The following is a 15233-nucleotide window of genomic DNA, read 5'->3' as shown; positions in this document are numbered from 1 at the left end:
ATCCATTCATACGACAATGGGCAACCGGCAGAACCTTCCAGCGAAAGGCGTTTCTCGGGAAGTTTCCGTGCCCTCGATGCAACGCAAAAGCCTAGTCGTGCGTGGTTTGCAAGCAATAAGACAGAGCCAACGGCTGGCGCTGGCCGAAGACAACGATCTACTCTATCGAAAAGCAAGGGATGCCTATAACCTAGTCACTGATGACGGCGACAAGAATGGCTGGGGCGATATTTGGACTGGTGACGAGCTGGTGGAGCTAAAGGAAGTCTTTGCAGTTTTCCAACGATTGGCAGATCGCAAATATGGGAAGGCCTATTTTCCGCTATATCGTTTGTACAGTGGTCTCCAGGGTGTTCCCGGCGACAAACAATGCTCGGAGCAATATAGAGCTCTGACCTTCGAGTGGTGCTTCCGAAACCAGCTTTCTAACGACCCGGAAGTTTGGACCGACTTAGCCAGCCTTTACCTCCATGGTGAGGGTGTCGAAGAAAATATCAAGCTGGCGTATTTCTGGTACGAAAAAGCGGCGAGTGCGGATCATGCCCCGGCCATGTTCCAGCTCGCTCGCCTGTATGAAGATGGCAATGGTGTTGAAGAGAATCAGGACGTGGCATTCGACTGGCTGGCTTGGGCGGCGGCTGCCGAGAATGCTCGCGCGCTATACATCTTGGGACGCCATTTTAAAGAAGGGACCATGGGCTGTGCACCGGGGGACGATGATGAGGCGTTTTACTATTATCTGCAGGCTGCAGAAAGGGGGCACCGGGCAGCACTTCAGGAGGTCTCTGTCCTTTCATGGAAGGTTCGCGGCTTCCCGAAAGGAGACGAACTTGCGTTCGATTGGTATCTAAAGCACGCGAACGCCGGCTGTATTTGGGCGCAGTGGTTTTTGGGGGAGTCTCTTCTGCTGGGTTTGGGTACAGAACAAGACGACGCGCAGGCAGAGCACTGGCTGCGACGAGCTGCAGAGCAAGGCGACCCTGATGCCCAATGCGAGCTTGGCTCGATGTACCAACACGGTCTAGGCGTGGCGGACGACGACGACGAAGAAGAAGCGGTTGAGTGGTATCGTCGGGCAGCAGAGCAAGGGCATGCTGCTGCCCAATGCAACCTTGGCTGGATGTACCAACACGGTCACGGGGTGGCGAACGACGACGAAGAAGCGGTTGAGTGGTATCGTCGGGCAGCAGAGCAAGGGCATGCTGCTGCCCAATGCAACCTTGGCTGGATGTACCAACACGGTCACGGGGTGGCGAACGACGACGAAGAAGCTGTTGAGTGGTATCGCCGGGCGGCAGAGCAAGGCGACCCTGATGCCCAATACAACCTTGGCTCGATGTACGAACACGGCCGAGGGGTGGCGAACGACGACGAGGAAGCTTTCAACTGGCATCGCCGAGCGGCAGAGCAAGGGCATTCTGATGCCCAATACAACCTTGGCTTGATGTACCAATTCGGTAGAGGGGTGTCGAACGACGAAGATGAAGCTTTCAAGTGGCATCGCCTAGCGGCAGCGAAAGGTTATTCTGGTGCCCAATTCTTCCTTGGCGTGACGTACCAATTTGGACGAGGGGTGGCGGCCGACAGCGGGGAGGCTTTCAAGTGGTATCGCCGAGCGGCAGAGAAAGGTCATTCTGGTGCCCAATTCTTCCTTGGCTCGATGTACGAACACGGTCACGGGGTGGCGAACGACGACGTGGAAGCTGTCAAGTGGTATCGCCGGGCGGCAGAGCAAGGCGACCCTGATGCCCAATGCGAGCTTGGCTCGATGTACCAACACGGCCGAGGGGTGGCGAACGACGACGAGGAAGCTGTCAAGTGGTATCGCCAAGCGGCAGAGCAAGGGCATTCTGATGCGCGCAACATTCTCTTATCGCGCAGCCTGGAGTGGGTGAGAAAAAATGCTTCCTGAAGAAAGAGAGCTGTCACGGTTGGAGCGAGAACAACTGCAGCTGGCGGATCAGGTCGCAACTGCGGAACTGGAGTGCGAAACCACCAAAACGGAGATTGCGCAGTTTCAGCGCCGCTACTATGAAACAGTCGGGCGGCTTTTCGCGGAGATAGATGACTTCGACGCGCAGATTGCCGATGCACTGGCGGGCCACGCTCCTGGTGATCGAGCGGCCCAAGCCCGCGCTGAAGCGGCGCAGGAGAAGGCACGACAGTCAGCCGAGGAGGCTGGGCTGATCGAAGAGCAGGCTGCTCCGCCGCTGGTGATTACGCCAGAACTCAAGCAAGCATACCGGCAAGCGGCTAAATTGATGCACCCGGACCGTGCCATCACGAAGCAGGAAATCGAACGGCGTACTCGTCTGATGGCACAGGTCAACCTTGCGTATCAGTCCGGCGACCAGCAGGCCATTGAGAGGTTGGTTCTGGAATTCGGTCAAGACCCTGAGGCAATTTCGGGCGAGGACGTCGCATCAAGACTCGTGAAGGTCATCAGGCGTATCGCGCAACTACGCCGCCGTTTGGGCGAGCTTCATGAAGAACTTGAAGAGCTAGAACAAAGCGAACTTTTTCAGCTAAAGATTACGGTTGAAGAATCCGAGTTGCTGGGTGGCGATCCATTGGGGGACTTGGCTCAACAGTTATTACAGCAATTGTCCGAGCGAAAGATTCAGCTAGAAATGGCGAAGGAACTATTGATAGATTAACTCTAGGAGTGCGAAATGTTCGCCAAACGCTATTCAGTGGTGGGGGCACTTGCTCTGCTTGCTGTCACAACTGGCGCTGCCGGTAGTTGTCTTGATTTTGCGACGAACGCGGAGGTTGCCCGCTGTGTTGAGCGGCAGCGCGGTAGTAAGCCTCAACATCGGGACCCCGTGAAAAAGGCTCAACCAACGCCCGCCGTGGTGACTAATACACGAGAACAGGTCACGCAACCGCCAGTCAACAATGCGCCAGTTAAGAAGGCTCCATCACATACCGTGGTCTACGCGCCCACTGAACAACAAATCCAACGAGAAGCTGCTCAACGATTGCGCGAGGAGGAGAATGCTGCAGCAAGCAGGGAGTACTGGAGAAGGCAGTCGGATGAAATTGATGAAAAACGCAGGCAACAGGAGATTGCCCGACAGAAAGCAATTGCGGCACAGCAAGAACAGGAACGTCAGCAGCGCGAGTACCAGCTAAAGCAACAAGCTATCTACGAGCAGCAGAGAGCCAATGCGCTTCAAGAAGCTCGACTGCGCCAGTTGGAAGGAATCGCCGCCGAACAGGCAGAAAGGGCAGCCGCACCTCCTCGCCCACTTTTCTGCGATGGGAGCGGTTGGTGCAGATAAGTGGTACCTAGGCAACGCCCGCAGGATTACGCACGATTTATTATCGAGACTTCAGGGCAGGAGGTACAGCCCCTGCGCTTGGAGTGCAGCCAGTTTCCCTAGGGCCACTCATTGGCTACCAGCAGGCACTGCCGAAGAACTGACCCTCGCCGCTGTTTGGTCGCTGCTAGCAGCGGCGGCAGGGCCTGTTAGTGGCGTATTCGCCCTACGGCCTTCCTGTTAACGCTCTGTTCTCAGTGGTGTCTATCCGCCCCGAGGACTGGCCACGTTGCCGGCAACGATGCACCAAAATATGCCAAATGCTGCTTGAACGAATCACATTTCTGCGCCAAACTCTCAGGTTGGCAACCGCGATTCCCTTAAAAGCGATGGAGCGAAGCTCGGGTCAGTTAACGATGAAAGACGAGCTCGGACTCGGCGATACCATATTCAATCAATTCGTCCGTGATGACAAACGCGCTAGGGAAGCACTGATCAATTAGCTGCCGATACGTTACCTAGCCGCGCGGCAGCGGTTTTTTTTTGCATCCCGCCGCGATTTTTGTCGAACCGCTCAAAATTCCGCGGTTTTCTACCGTTTTCGGCCCACTCCCGGGCCTTTCGTCCTATTCAAGACGCAACTTGGCTGCTAAGCGCCAATAGCTTTCGCTTCGCAATCATCAGATTGGCCAAAGCGAACAGTGTGTGCAGCTGTGCGGTGTTCTTTTCCAGCCCCTTGTAGCGCACTTTCTTGTAGTGGAAGAGGTTCTTCACGATATGGAAAGGATGCTCGACCTTGGACCGGATGCTGGCTTTCAGCGATTCCAGTTTGCGCAGTAGCTGACCAAACCCGCTCTCTTCCGAGACGGCTTTGAGCTTGCCGCGTTTCATGGCGATCTGCCAGTTGACGTCCCGGTCCTTCAGTTCTTCTCGTTTGTCGGCGCCGATATAGCCCGCATCCCAATCCTCGTAACTTAGCATGTCATCATATGGGCTTGTAAGCATGAGATCGATGCGGTTTTCGCTGGGGTGTTCGAGGTTTCGATCGCCCGGCGACGAATTTCTGCAGATTGGCAGCGATCTCTTGGATGAGGGGCTTCAATCGACGCGTCGTCGCCCCGGCGGCGAGCAACCAACGGCCGATCTGGCGCTTGATCTTGTCGATCATCAGTGTGCGGTTGATCTTCCAGCACGAGTCCGGCGCCAGCTGCGTCTCGGTGGCGACGTAGGCAGCCAGCGCATTGAGGTTGTCGAACACCGCCTTGGCGCCGAAATCCTGATTTGCCGCATGCCAGGACAAGCCCGACGTGTGCTCAAGCCCCAAGCGATGCTTGAGCCGGCGAAACGCCTCCTCGACCCGCCAGCGACCGTGATACAAGGCACCAAACCCGGTGGCGGGGAAAGCCCCGCTGTCCAGCAGCGAGGTCATTACCACATGCACCCGCCCGTTCGGTGTTACCACCCGCACCAGGCGAACCGTCGTCGGCGTCGCCGGACATTCGTAATCCGCCGCATCGCGGGCATTCGGTGCCCGCAGTCGTACCAGCTGTTCGCCTTGTCCCGAGTGCATGAACTGGCGTACCACCCTGAATCCACGAGAGGTATCGCAACGAATGCAGAAAGCGATGCCGCGCGCGGTCAGTGCGGCCGCCAGCCAGCGGCACGGAAAGCCCCGGTCGAGCACCAGCAGGTCATCGGCCCGCAAGTGCTCGATCGCCTCGAAGAGCATCTGACGCTCGTCACACGCCCCTTCCTGCAGCGCGAAGTGAAGGAACAACTCCATTCCCGGCAAGTACAAGCCAAACGCCACACCCGTCACGATCGAACGGACCCCGTCCCTCATCGTCGTCAGGCGAACCGCCGTGCCATCACCGGACACCACCCGCAAGCCCTGCCATCGCGGCACCGGCAGATGTTCCTCGACCAGTGCCATCAGTTTCTGATTGAGATCACCGAACACCAGGGCACTGATCTTGTAGCGCGCTTTGCAGAAAGCCTGGGCGCTCACTGTGCGCACCGAGTCGGCGCGATTCCTCAGGTTGGCGAAGAACTGGTCCAGTTCAGACTGGACTGCCCCCTGCACACCCAATCCTCTCAACTTAGCATTCCGTCATACCGGCTTGTAGGCGTGGTAGCGGTGCGGTTTTCGCTGCGGCGTTCGAGGCTTGGAGCGGCCAGCGACAAACTTCTGAAGGTTGGCGGCAATCTCGTGAATGAGGGGCTTCAATCGCCGCGTCGTCGCACCGGCGGCGAGCAACCAACGGCCGATCTGGCGCTTGATCTTGTCGATCGCCAAGGTACGGTTGATCTTCCATGGCGAATCGGCGTCCAGATGCGCGTCGGTGGCGACGTAGGCAGCCAGGGCATTGAGGTTGTCGAAGACGGCCTTGGCACCGAAATCCTGATTGGCCGCTTGCCAGGACAAGCCGGAGGTATGTTCGAGCCCCAAGCGATGCTTGAGCCGGCGAAACGCTTCTTCGATCCGCCAACGGCCGTGGTACAAGGCGCCAAAGACGGCCGCCGGGAAAGCCACGGCGTCAAGCAGCGAAGTCATCACCACATGTTGCCGCCCGTTCGGCGTGGTCACCCGCACCAAGCGAACCGTTGTCGGCGTCGCCGGGCACTCGTAGTCCTGCGCATCGCGCGCATTCGGCGCACGCAGGCTCACCAGCTGCTCGCTCTGCCCCGAGCGCATGAACTCGCGTACCACCCTGAATCCACGGGAAATGTCACAGCGAATACAGAAAGGGATCCCGCGCGCGGTGAGTGCTGCCGCCAGCCAGCGGCAAGGAAAGCCGCGGTCGAGGACCAGCAGGTCGTCGACCTGCAGCCGCTCGATCACCTCGAAGAGCATCTGGCGCTCGTCACACGCGCCCTGCTGCAACGCGAAGTGAAGGAACATCTCAATTCCCGGCAAGTACAGGCCAAACGCCACGCCCGTGACGATCGAACGTACACCTTCTTTCATCGTCGTCAGCCGGACCGCCGCGGTATCGCTAGCCACTATCCGCAGGCCCTGCCATCGCGGCACCGGCAGATGCTCCTCGACCAGGTCCATCAACTTTCGATTGACGTCACCGAACACCAAAGCACTAATCTTGTAGCGCGCCTTGCAGAAAGCCTGGGCGCTCACCAAGCGGACCGAGTCCGCACGATTTCTCAGGTTGGCAAAGAACTGGTCCAGTTCAGCCTGGACCGCGCCCTGTACGCCCGATAGCAAAAAGGTCAGGACGGTTGGGAAGCTGAGCGTGCGGTTGCGGGTGAAATACTTCGGCTTGAGACGGGCGCCTTCCAATAACTCCTGTGAAAACAGATAGTTGGCAAGCCCGTTAATTACTTTCGCATATGAAGGGCGTCATGCAATTACCCTTTATAAACAATACGTTACACCTCAATTATGCAATGAAAATGAACGCCATTCAAGCCACGATCGCCGCTATGCATTTATGCTAAGTTGAGAGGATTGCCTGCACACCGGACAACAAGAAAGTGAGAACGGTTGGGAAGCTGAGCGTGCGCTCGCGCGTGAAATGTTTCGGCTTGAGACGGGCGCTTTCCAAGAACTCCTGTGAAAACAGATAGTTGGAGAGCGCGCCAATTACTTTCGCATATGAAGGGCGTCATGCAATTACCCTTTATAAACAATGTGTTACAGCGACATTATGCAAGGAAAATGGGCGACGTTCAAGCGCCCGTCCAGTCTATGCAATTATGCTAAGTTACGAGGATTGGCCCGCATCCAGGAAGACGTCCTTCTCTTCGCCGTGCAGCAAATGCTCGGTTTGCGTGACGTCCGCCTCGTTTGCCGCGGTGCCGACGACGGTGTGCACCAGCCCGCTCTCGGCATCGACGCCAATATGGGCCTTCATGCCGAAGTACCACTGGTTGCCTTTCTTGGTCTGGTGCATGTCGGGATCACGGGCATTCGCTTTGTTCTTGACCGATGGCGGGGCGGCGATGATCGTGGCGTCGACGATGGTCCCTTCGCGCATCATCAGGCCCGCTGCACCCAGCGTCCCGTTGACCACGTCGAACAGCTTCTTCGTCAGACCATGCTGCTCCAGCAGGTGCCGGAACTGCAGCACGGTGGTCGCGTCCGGAGCAGCTTCTCGGGAGAGGTCGATTCCGACGAATTTCTGTAGCGCCTGACTGTCGGTGATGGCGTCTTCAACGCCTTCGTCCGAGAAACCGTTCCACTGCTGTACGAAGTACATCCGCAGCATCCGCTCCAGTCCAACCGGCGGTCGGCCTCGCTCGCCCTTCGGGTAATGCGGTTCGACCACCGCGAACACTTCTGCCCACGGCATGACCCGCTCCATCTCGTCAAGAAACACCTCGCGTCGCGTCCGTCGCTTCTTACGTTGAAACTCGGCCTGGGAAAAACTGATCTGCTTCATCGGGGTGGCTCGCGCAGGATTGATCAGCCAATTATACCATGGGTATATACGGCGATTAAATCAGCGTTTCCCTAGGGTAAGTGTTATTGGCATGCTCAACTGCAATACAGTATTTGACGTAGTCAACGGGACTTATTTCCTGCGGCACGTACACGGCAGCGTCGGGCTGCTTCGTCAGGAGATATACAATGCGGTCAAGATGCCTTTGAAAGCCTTCGGCCGGCTTCTCCGCTTTCTCCTCTGTCGCAACATGCTGCGACAATCGCACCTCAGAGTAAGCGTGAGAGGAGAACGAATAGGTTTCCCAGTACTTCTCCAGGACGCGAACAATCGTCGTCTCGGGGTTACCGCATACTCTACAGTTCCAAAGCCGGCCTGCCGAAGGTCGTACATGGGGGAGCCGGAGATAGCAAGTCCTGCCATCACACTACTGTTCGTGAGTCTTTCTCGCTTCGCGATAAGTCGCTGTGTAAACTCGGCATGCTCTGGTGAAACAACCACCTTGAGCCTGCCAAGCAGCCCCATGGTTTCCCCCCTTTCTTCAGAAACGTCTTATTGAGAAGACTGTCGATGTTGTCAATCTTGCGTCTTCCTGCTATCGTCAAGTAGCGTGGAGTCCTGAATCCTGCGGCGCTAGCGGGGCCAGCTTGTCGAGAAGTCAGACGTTCTTGGTGCGTTGGGCGGAGGGCGCAGCGCTGCCGGGAATAATGAACGAGGCGGGTAGCGGCGCGGTCGTTGTAGGGTGCTCCAAGTTCATCCTATCGCCCCACTTTGCGACGTGCCTCGGCACACGATTTGGCACTGGGGAAGCAGCAATCGTACGGCAAGCGCCCGCGTTGCAGTGTGTCGCATGACGCCAAGTCATGAATTAGGTAGCTTAGTGGTGGCGCAGCACTACCTGATAATAACGAAGTTGAGGGGAGGCGCACAAACATGGCTAAGAAGTCACTCTCTTTCAAGCAGAGCCCTGGATTCAAAGAGATGCGGTTCCTATCAGCATTCCTGGATTTTGTCGCGGAAATGCCTTGGTCTAACCCGCTGCTTTTGTGGCTCACATTCCTTTCAATACCTCTTTGGTTTGGCCTACTTGTCTTGTTACTGATTGTTCTGTTCATTTTGGACAATGTGCTCAACATTTTCAGGGCCGGCCCCAGTTGAATATAAAGTCCCAAGCCTCCAATTCCGTCGGACTGCGCTGCTGAACCTCACGCCGAGGCAGTAGGAGTGCCATTTCATACGGCAGTTCTTCCGGGTTTCGCAACCTGCTCAATATGAAGGTTTCGCATCTCTCACAAGTCCGGTTCCTGCGCCAACGACGAGCAGCTCCACGGCTAAGCATTTTTCAGCCACTACGACTCCGGTTTTTTGGGCCTGCCTCCACGTCGCCCATTGATACGTGCTTGCTCTTTGCCCGCCTCAGTCTTCGGACCGGTCGAGCAGCCTCCATGCCACTTGCAGCGCCCGTTCGCGTAGATCGATGTCAGCTTGCAGGGCGTCCCCGCTTTGGTCTTTGCGCTACAGGCCAGCCCGATCAGATCATCCGGATACGCTGGCCTCGTCGGTGGTGGGTGCTGGTAGCCGCCTTCCTGCCATTGCCGATGAATAGCAGCGCACAAATCGTAATGCTGCCGCAGTCGTCGCCGCTTGCCCGGGGTCGATGGATTCATGGCGCGTACCCGCCGCAGCGGCGAAGCATCGCCGGCGCCACGGGCGTGTGACCGCGTATCGCCGGCACTCGCCCGCCGGGTTCGGCGACGATACAGACACCACACCGTAGGTTGCTGCACTGGTGACAGCTTCGCCGGTCGTCAAAGTCATCCGTCACCGCGTCAAGCGCCCGGTCAAGGTAGTACGCTCGTGCATCCTCGTCATGCCGACATTGCTGTAGCACGCTGGCAACGATCTCGCCGTCAGTCTCGTCAATCTGCCCCAGCCAAGCCCGGATCATGCCCTCTTGCCGCGCCGTCAGCAGCGCGTCAGGTTGCCGCCGGCCCGGCTCGATCGGTTCCGCCGCCAGTGCTTCCGGGTAGGATGCAAGAGTCTCGGCATGACTGACTGCTGGCGACAACGCCACCTCCAGCGGCTCGCGGTCGGCAAAGTGGATTAGCCAGCGCGAAGCGGTGCGGGGTTTTTCGTTGGCGTCTTCGGACAGCAGCGCGACGATGCCGGCCTTGTTCGCTCTGATCGGCTCCAGCCAGCGAGATACCGCCGCCTGAGTGCCAGTCGCTTTGATACTCCCCGTAGCCGACAGCTTGAGGGTGACGCCCGCCGCCGCGGAGTCTCTCAGGATTTCCGCCGCGGTCATATCTCTGCCTCAACCAGATCAACCAGTGTAGCTATCGCACGGTGCGAACTTGGCGAAATTGGCGAACTTGGCCTACCTGCAAGCTTTCCGCCAGATTGGCACCCTTGCGAACTTGGCGAAACTGGCGGAATTGGATTCTTCGCAGCAATCCCAATTTCGCCTGGTTCGCCAGTTTCGCAGCTTCGCGCACCCGCCAGATTTCTTGCCGAATGGGCAACTGCGCCAGTTTCGCCAGTTTCGCAGCAGTGATAGAACTTCGTCCGCTTGCCGCTCTTCTCGTCTTTCTCACCCTCCAGAACCTCAATCGATGGCGGGGCGTTCATCAACAAGCTGTCCAGCGCATCGTCGATCAGCTTGGCCGACAAATGGCCCGAGAAGCATTTCTTCGACAGCTCGGCGCGGCTTGTCTGGCCGTTCTGTTGCAGGTAGTTGAGAATTCTTGCGGCACCAGCCGAAGATTCACGCGCCGCCAATTCGCCGGCAGCGTCGTTGAAAATGAACCGCACTGAATCGCGGTGAAAGCGGACCCAGGCCAGCGCCGCGTGGATGTGCTGTACTTCAATTGTCAGCGTGTGATCGGTCAGCGCGAACAGCATTGCCAGCCGTAGCAGCATCGGTGCTCGCCGCTCGATCAGAGCCGCAACTTTCTCGCCATCCGCCGTTCTGGACAACTCGCCGCGATAGAGCCGCGCATATTCTTCTTTTGCGTCAGCAGACAATTCCATCGGTCTGCTGTCCTTGCTTTCCGGGTAACCTTCGGTCGCGAAGCGAATCGCTGCTTTCGTGCGCTCTGCCAAGTCAGTGACCACCGCCCGCGGTGTCGGCAGGGGGAAGGGCTCACTGCGCTCGCGCTCCGCCCAAAAGATCAGGAAGCGATTCGCGAAGCCGTTGGACAGTTCGCGCGACTCCATCAGGCCAAGCAACTCTGATGGCGTGATGTTGCCCGTCAGCGAAATGTGCGGATGGCTTGCCCATAGCCGTGATGTCTTTGTTGCCGGCCTGATGCTTACCCCGTCCCACGAATCACGTAGCGCCGCGCTCAGAGTGTTCCCGTCGCGCTTGGCCTGGTGCAGCACGTTGGCAAACTCCGATTCGATAACCCATAGCCGTTTGTCTTCAATCGCCAAGACGTCTTCTTTTCCGGCCTTGTAGCCGTCGTGGATCAACAGCGCCAGTCCTTCCCGCGTGCTCAAGCCGCCGTCGTGCATCTGCCCGCACAATGGATCAGCGACATTGCCGCTGTCCTCGTTGTGCTGCTTCTCGATTGCACCCCTGATACGCTTCGTCAGAGCAGTCGCCTCACCTTTGCGGCCTCGCCCGCTGCGCCCGACGTGCAGCATGAAGATCCGCGCATGGTGTTTGACGTTGCCGACAGGCAGGAAGACGTTTCGACCTACGCCCGCCGACAGCAACGCGATATGCGCGGCAGCGGCAGCGTAGCGGTTCGCTTCCGTGGTTGCCGCCGCCGCCAGTCCAACATCGCCCACCAGCCCATACAGCATCGTTGGGTTAGGCTTGGGCGCGTTTCGATGAGCGTCGGCAGAATGATCTTGTGCCGCTTGCTGGTCCTTCCATCCATGCGTTCTGGCCAGATCAAAGACGCTCGCTATCGTCAGCGGTTGTGTTGCGCTGTAGTCAGGGTTCGACTTCTGAAATACCGCCAGCGATGCGCCGCCATGCAGTCGGTCCCACTCGCCACACAATGCCGCGCCTTCGCCCTCGTCGATTCCCGACAGCGAATGACGAAGGGCCATGCCGATGAGATTCGATGCCGAGTGCTTCCCGGACTTGGCATTGACCGGGATTGCTGCCAGAGCACCGCGCAGCTTGCGCCCGTCGTCGCTCAGGGCGCTTTCAGTTGCCCCCCCTTGCTCTTGCATCATCACGCCAGAGAAATCGACTTGCGTCCCTTGCCGTAGCTCGCGTGGCCCGTCAATCAGCGCTCGAACATCCGCCCAAGACTTGGCAGCGCATGAATTGTGCTGACACTTGAAACCCAAAGCGCCGCTAGCTTTCCGGAAGATCGCCGCCTCGCCCCTGCCGTGCGCCGGGTTGAACGGGCAGTGCGCCAGCTTGAAGCGCTCGCTTCCTTCGTGGATGTCTTGCTCGGTAGCGATGCCCATGCGCTCCAGGAAGTCGCCCAGGTCGAAAGCGCTGGCCTGCCCAATGCCGCGTTGATCGCCGGCGGATAGCGCAACCGGCTTCACAGTCGGTTCCGCCAGGCATGCCCGCAGTTGATCGACTGTCACCGCCGCACCGCGCTTTGGCGTCAGTACCAGCCGCGACAGTCGCCACGGTGCAAGCGGCGTGTTGTCGCCCTTGGTTGCTACGGTCCCGTACAGCTTGGTAATTCGGCTCGCATTGAAGACACTTTGGTCCACCTTCACCTGATCGGTGTCAAACCTCGCCGACAGCGCGACCAAGACGCCCTTGACCAGATCCCGGCTCTCGGTGTCATTGGGGAGATCAAGCGGATAGAGCAAGTGAAAGCCGTTGCCCGATTCAGCCGTGAGAGGGTCCGGCCAGCCGTCAGCGCGCAATGACTCGTAGCACGTCCGCGCCACCGTCTTGGCCGCCTCAAGTTGCGCATCGGTTGCACTTGTGTCGGTCGGTCTGGCTGGATCGAAATCGAGCAACAGCCAGCGCCGCCGGATGACTTGTGCATCGGTCGTCGTTGCCGCCGCGCCGCGCTCGATCCGATTGGCGTAGCGGCTCAGCAATTGCGGGTCAATCGCGTTGAGGGTTGCATAGACCGCCGCGCCGTCAGCGTTCAGCCGCGCCGCGTGTTCTGCAAGGGCCTGCCGGTGTTCGCCGTCGAAGTATCCTGCATCGGTGCGCTTGCGGCCCTTGGTGAAGGAGCGAATCTCGATCACGTCGTCGGCCTGGAACATCGCCTCCAGCGCGTGGAGAATGGCTGTCGTGTCGGCTTGCGAGCTGGGATAGGGTGCGTTCACAGTTCGCCTCCTATGCCGTTGCGCCGGGTTCGCGGGTGCGCTTTTCCAGCCAGGCGATAAGGTCCGCACGGCGGTAACGCACGTTGCGTCCGATCTTGATGAAGGGCAGGTTGTAGCGCCCGGTGCTACGCCAGACAGATAGTGTGCCGGGGGAGGTGTCCAGGAAGTGCGCCGCTTCTTTCTCGTCGAGAAGATCGCGGGCTGTCCCAATAATGCTTTTAATACTCATCACTCACTCCAATGTGGAACTGCGTAGTGCAGTTCAGAACCGCACAGCGCAGTTCATGAAGCGAACGATAGGGACAGGAGAACGAGAAAAAAACGGAAAGGGGTTCCCCGTTAAGGGTGTCACACTTCGTCAAAGGCTTGCCGTTGCTGCCTTCCGATGGGGTCGCTATTCTTCCGGTTTGCGGCCCGTCGGTGCCCACTCGGGGCGAATGATGCTCACAGCCTTTTGGGCAAGACTCTGTGAATATTCGCGCTGGATCAGCCACGCCACCACATCGGCATTTTTCGGGTGCTTACTCCTTTCTTCCCGAGTTTTATTCGCCCAAAAAATCGCCGCGGCTTGATTCAAGAAAGCGAGTTTGTCGGAAACGTGGTCACGGTTGGTTGCGTATTCCACACCAAACTGGACACGGATTCCAGAGCAAACTGGACAGTGATTCCACGGCAAACTGGACACCGATTCCAGAGCAAACTGGACAGTCATATGTAATATCGTAGCGCGCGGGATAACCGTGGCACCCTCGGGAGATTTGCCGAGGCCCACATGGCGAATAGCAGGCTATCCATGCGCAAGATTCTTGACGTTTTACGGCTGTCGCTTGAAGGCGGTCGCAGCCACCGCGAGATCGCCCGGGCGATCCACGCCTCCCCGACGACCGTCGGCGATCTCCTCCGCCGCGCGAAGCTCTACGGCATCACCTGGCCACTACCGGCGGGAATGAGCGAGCCACAGCTGGAGGCGCAGCTGTACCCGCCGGCGGCACCGTCGAACCAGACCCGCCCCGAACCCGACTGGCCGGTCGTGCACCGCGAACTGCGGCGCAAGGGCGTCACCCTCGACCTCCTGTGGCAGGAATACAAGACCGAACAACCGGCCGGCTATCGCTACAGCGGCTTCTGCGCTCTCTACCGTCAGTGGGTCGGGCGGCTCTCGCTGAGCCTGCGCCAGACGCATACCCCGGGCGAGAAACTGTTCGTCGACTACGCCGGCCAGACGGTGCCGATCACCGACCCGATGAGCGGCGAAATGCGGCCCGCCGCCATCTTCGTCGCGGTGCTCGGCGCCTCCAACTACACCTACAGCGAGGCCACCTGGAGCCAGAGTCTGCCGGACTGGATCGGCAGCCATGCGCGCACCTTCGAACACCTCGGCGGCGTCACCGCCCTGGTCGTGCCCGACAACCTCAAGAGCGGCGTCACCACCGCCTGCTACTACGAGCCCGAACTCAACCCGACCTACCGCGACCTGGCCACGCATTACGGCACGGCGGTTCTCCCCGCCCGGCCCCGTCGCCCGAAAGACAAGGCCAAGGCCGAGGCGGGGGTGCTTCTGGTCGAGCGCTGGGTCCTCGCGCGTCTGCGCCACCAGCGTTTCTTCAGCCTGGCCGAGCTCAACCGGAGCATCGCCGAACTGATGAACTGGCTCAATCACCGGCCGTTCAAGAAGTTGCCCGGTTGCCGCCAATCGGCCTTCGTCGAACTCGATCGGCCGGCGTTACTGCCCTTGCCGGTGACCCGTTACGAGTTCGCCGAATGGAAGGTCGTCAGGGTCGGCATCGATTACCACGTTGAAGTCGTCGGCCACTACTACTCGGTGCCCTACCGCTTCGCCCGCGAGCAGGTCGATAGCCGGCTGACGGCGAGCACCGTCGAGCTCTTCCATCGCGGCACGCGTATCGCCAGTCATGTGCGCAACGACAGCCGCGGCCGGCACACCACCGTCGATGCGCACATGACACCGGCCCATCAGGCGGTACAGGGCTGGAATGCGCCGCGCCTACTCGACTGGGCCGGGCGTATTGGGCCGCATGCCCAAGGCGTGGTGCAGAGCCTGCTGCATCAGCGCCGCCATCCGCAACAGGCCTATCGGGCGTGCCTGGGCATCCTGCGCCTGGGCAAGGCCTACGGGGATGATCGCCTGGAAGCGGCCTGCGAGCGGGCCATCGCTATCGGCGCGACGTCCTACAGCAGCCTGAAATCGATCTTGAAGAACGGCTTGGACAGGCAGCGTGTGAGCCCCCCGGGCCAGACCCATTTACCCCCGGAACACGCCAATGTGCGTGGCCCCGGTTACTACCACTGAAGG

The 15233-nt window shown here is 59.1% G+C and carries 11 protein-coding genes and 2 pseudogenes; 4 read left to right on the top strand and 9 right to left on the bottom strand.

Annotated features, from left to right (window positions below; translation table 11 throughout):
• The first annotated feature begins 76 nt into the window (after window positions 1-76).
• Genes QZ613_RS07750 through QZ613_RS07740 form a run of 3 tightly spaced genes read left to right on the top strand, consistent with a single transcriptional unit; the run spans window position 77 to window position 3284 of the window.
• Entirely contained in the window at window positions 77-1912 is a 1836-nt protein-coding gene (locus QZ613_RS07750; protein WP_291982129.1) for an SEL1-like repeat protein, read from the top strand.
• Window positions 1902-2657 (top strand): J domain-containing protein, encoded by a 756-nt coding sequence (locus QZ613_RS07745; protein WP_291981966.1) that lies wholly within the window; start codon window positions 1902-1904, stop codon window positions 2655-2657. Before QZ613_RS07750 ends, QZ613_RS07745 begins: the two co-directional genes overlap by 11 nt.
• Window positions 2658-2672: 15 nt before the next feature.
• Window positions 2673-3284 carry a hypothetical protein gene (locus tag QZ613_RS07740; protein WP_291981964.1) on the top strand — a complete coding sequence of 204 codons (612 nt, stop codon included), beginning with the start codon at window positions 2673-2675 and terminating at the stop codon, window positions 3282-3284.
• A 609-nt stretch (window positions 3285-3893) separates the two neighbouring features.
• Here the strand turns inward: QZ613_RS07740 and QZ613_RS07735 are convergent.
• The 9 genes and pseudogenes from QZ613_RS07735 to QZ613_RS07695 all read right to left on the bottom strand — a co-directional run.
• A pseudogene (locus QZ613_RS07735) lies at window positions 3894-4223 on the bottom strand (transposase); the annotation flags it as partial.
• 25 nt (window positions 4224-4248) lie between these two features.
• Window positions 4249-5361 carry an IS4 family transposase gene (locus QZ613_RS07730; protein ID WP_291981962.1) on the bottom strand — a complete coding sequence of 371 codons (1113 nt, stop codon included), beginning with the start codon at window positions 5359-5361 and terminating at the stop codon, window positions 4249-4251.
• A gap of 12 nt (window positions 5362-5373) precedes the next feature.
• Complete coding sequence (locus QZ613_RS07725) at window positions 5374-6576, bottom strand: IS4 family transposase (RefSeq protein WP_291982127.1); 1203 nt, start codon at window positions 6574-6576, stop codon at window positions 5374-5376.
• 418 nt (window positions 6577-6994) lie between these two features.
• A pseudogene (locus QZ613_RS07720) lies at window positions 6995-7660 on the bottom strand (IS5 family transposase); the annotation flags it as partial.
• A 1349-nt stretch (window positions 7661-9009) separates the two neighbouring features.
• Window positions 9010-9327, bottom strand: a complete 318-nt coding sequence (locus QZ613_RS07715) for an HGGxSTG domain-containing protein (protein WP_291981960.1) — start codon at window positions 9325-9327, stop codon at window positions 9010-9012.
• Window positions 9324-9965, bottom strand: a complete 642-nt coding sequence (locus tag QZ613_RS07710; RefSeq protein ID WP_291981959.1) for a hypothetical protein — start codon at window positions 9963-9965, stop codon at window positions 9324-9326. Before QZ613_RS07710 ends, QZ613_RS07715 begins: the two co-directional genes overlap by 4 nt.
• Window positions 9962-12919 (bottom strand): DUF3987 domain-containing protein, encoded by a 2958-nt coding sequence (locus QZ613_RS07705; protein WP_291981957.1) that lies wholly within the window; start codon window positions 12917-12919, stop codon window positions 9962-9964. The genes QZ613_RS07710 and QZ613_RS07705 overlap by 4 nt, the downstream gene beginning before the upstream one ends.
• A gap of 10 nt (window positions 12920-12929) precedes the next feature.
• On the bottom strand, window positions 12930-13148 hold the full coding sequence (locus QZ613_RS07700; protein ID WP_291981953.1) for a helix-turn-helix domain-containing protein: 219 nt from the start codon (window positions 13146-13148) through the stop codon (window positions 12930-12932).
• A 165-nt stretch (window positions 13149-13313) separates the two neighbouring features.
• Entirely contained in the window at window positions 13314-13631 is a 318-nt protein-coding gene (locus QZ613_RS07695) for a hypothetical protein (protein WP_291981951.1), read from the bottom strand.
• Window positions 13632-13691: 60 nt separating this feature from the next.
• On the opposite strand from QZ613_RS07695, the gene istA reads away from it, so the two are divergent.
• On the top strand, window positions 13692-15230 hold the full coding sequence (istA, locus tag QZ613_RS07690; RefSeq protein ID WP_291981950.1) for an IS21 family transposase: 1539 nt from the start codon (window positions 13692-13694) through the stop codon (window positions 15228-15230).
• Window positions 15231-15233: the final 3 nt, after the last annotated feature.

Origin of the sequence: Candidatus Accumulibacter sp. ACC005 (assembly GCF_907163215.1) — a bacterium.
In the GTDB taxonomy this organism is placed as follows: Bacteria; Pseudomonadota; Gammaproteobacteria; order Burkholderiales; family Rhodocyclaceae; genus Accumulibacter; species Accumulibacter regalis.
This window is presented reverse-complemented; position numbering and strand designations above follow the sequence as displayed.

Coding starts and splice junctions, on each gene's coding strand:
- istA (WP_291981950.1), top strand. CDS start 13,692: ATGGCGAATAGCAGGCTATCCATGCGCAAGATTCTTGACGTTTTACGG.
- QZ613_RS07715 (WP_291981960.1), bottom strand. CDS start 9,327: ATGAATCCATCGACCCCGGGCAAGCGGCGACGACTGCGGCAGCATTAC.
- QZ613_RS07700 (WP_291981953.1), bottom strand. CDS start 13,148: ATGAGTATTAAAAGCATTATTGGGACAGCCCGCGATCTTCTCGACGAG.
- QZ613_RS07745 (WP_291981966.1), top strand. CDS start 1,902: ATGCTTCCTGAAGAAAGAGAGCTGTCACGGTTGGAGCGAGAACAACTG.
- QZ613_RS07710 (WP_291981959.1), bottom strand. CDS start 9,965: ATGACCGCGGCGGAAATCCTGAGAGACTCCGCGGCGGCGGGCGTCACC.
- QZ613_RS07740 (WP_291981964.1), top strand. CDS start 2,673: ATGTTCGCCAAACGCTATTCAGTGGTGGGGGCACTTGCTCTGCTTGCT.
- QZ613_RS07750 (WP_291982129.1), top strand. CDS start 77: ATGCAACGCAAAAGCCTAGTCGTGCGTGGTTTGCAAGCAATAAGACAG.
- QZ613_RS07695 (WP_291981951.1), bottom strand. CDS start 13,631: ATGACTGTCCAGTTTGCTCTGGAATCGGTGTCCAGTTTGCCGTGGAAT.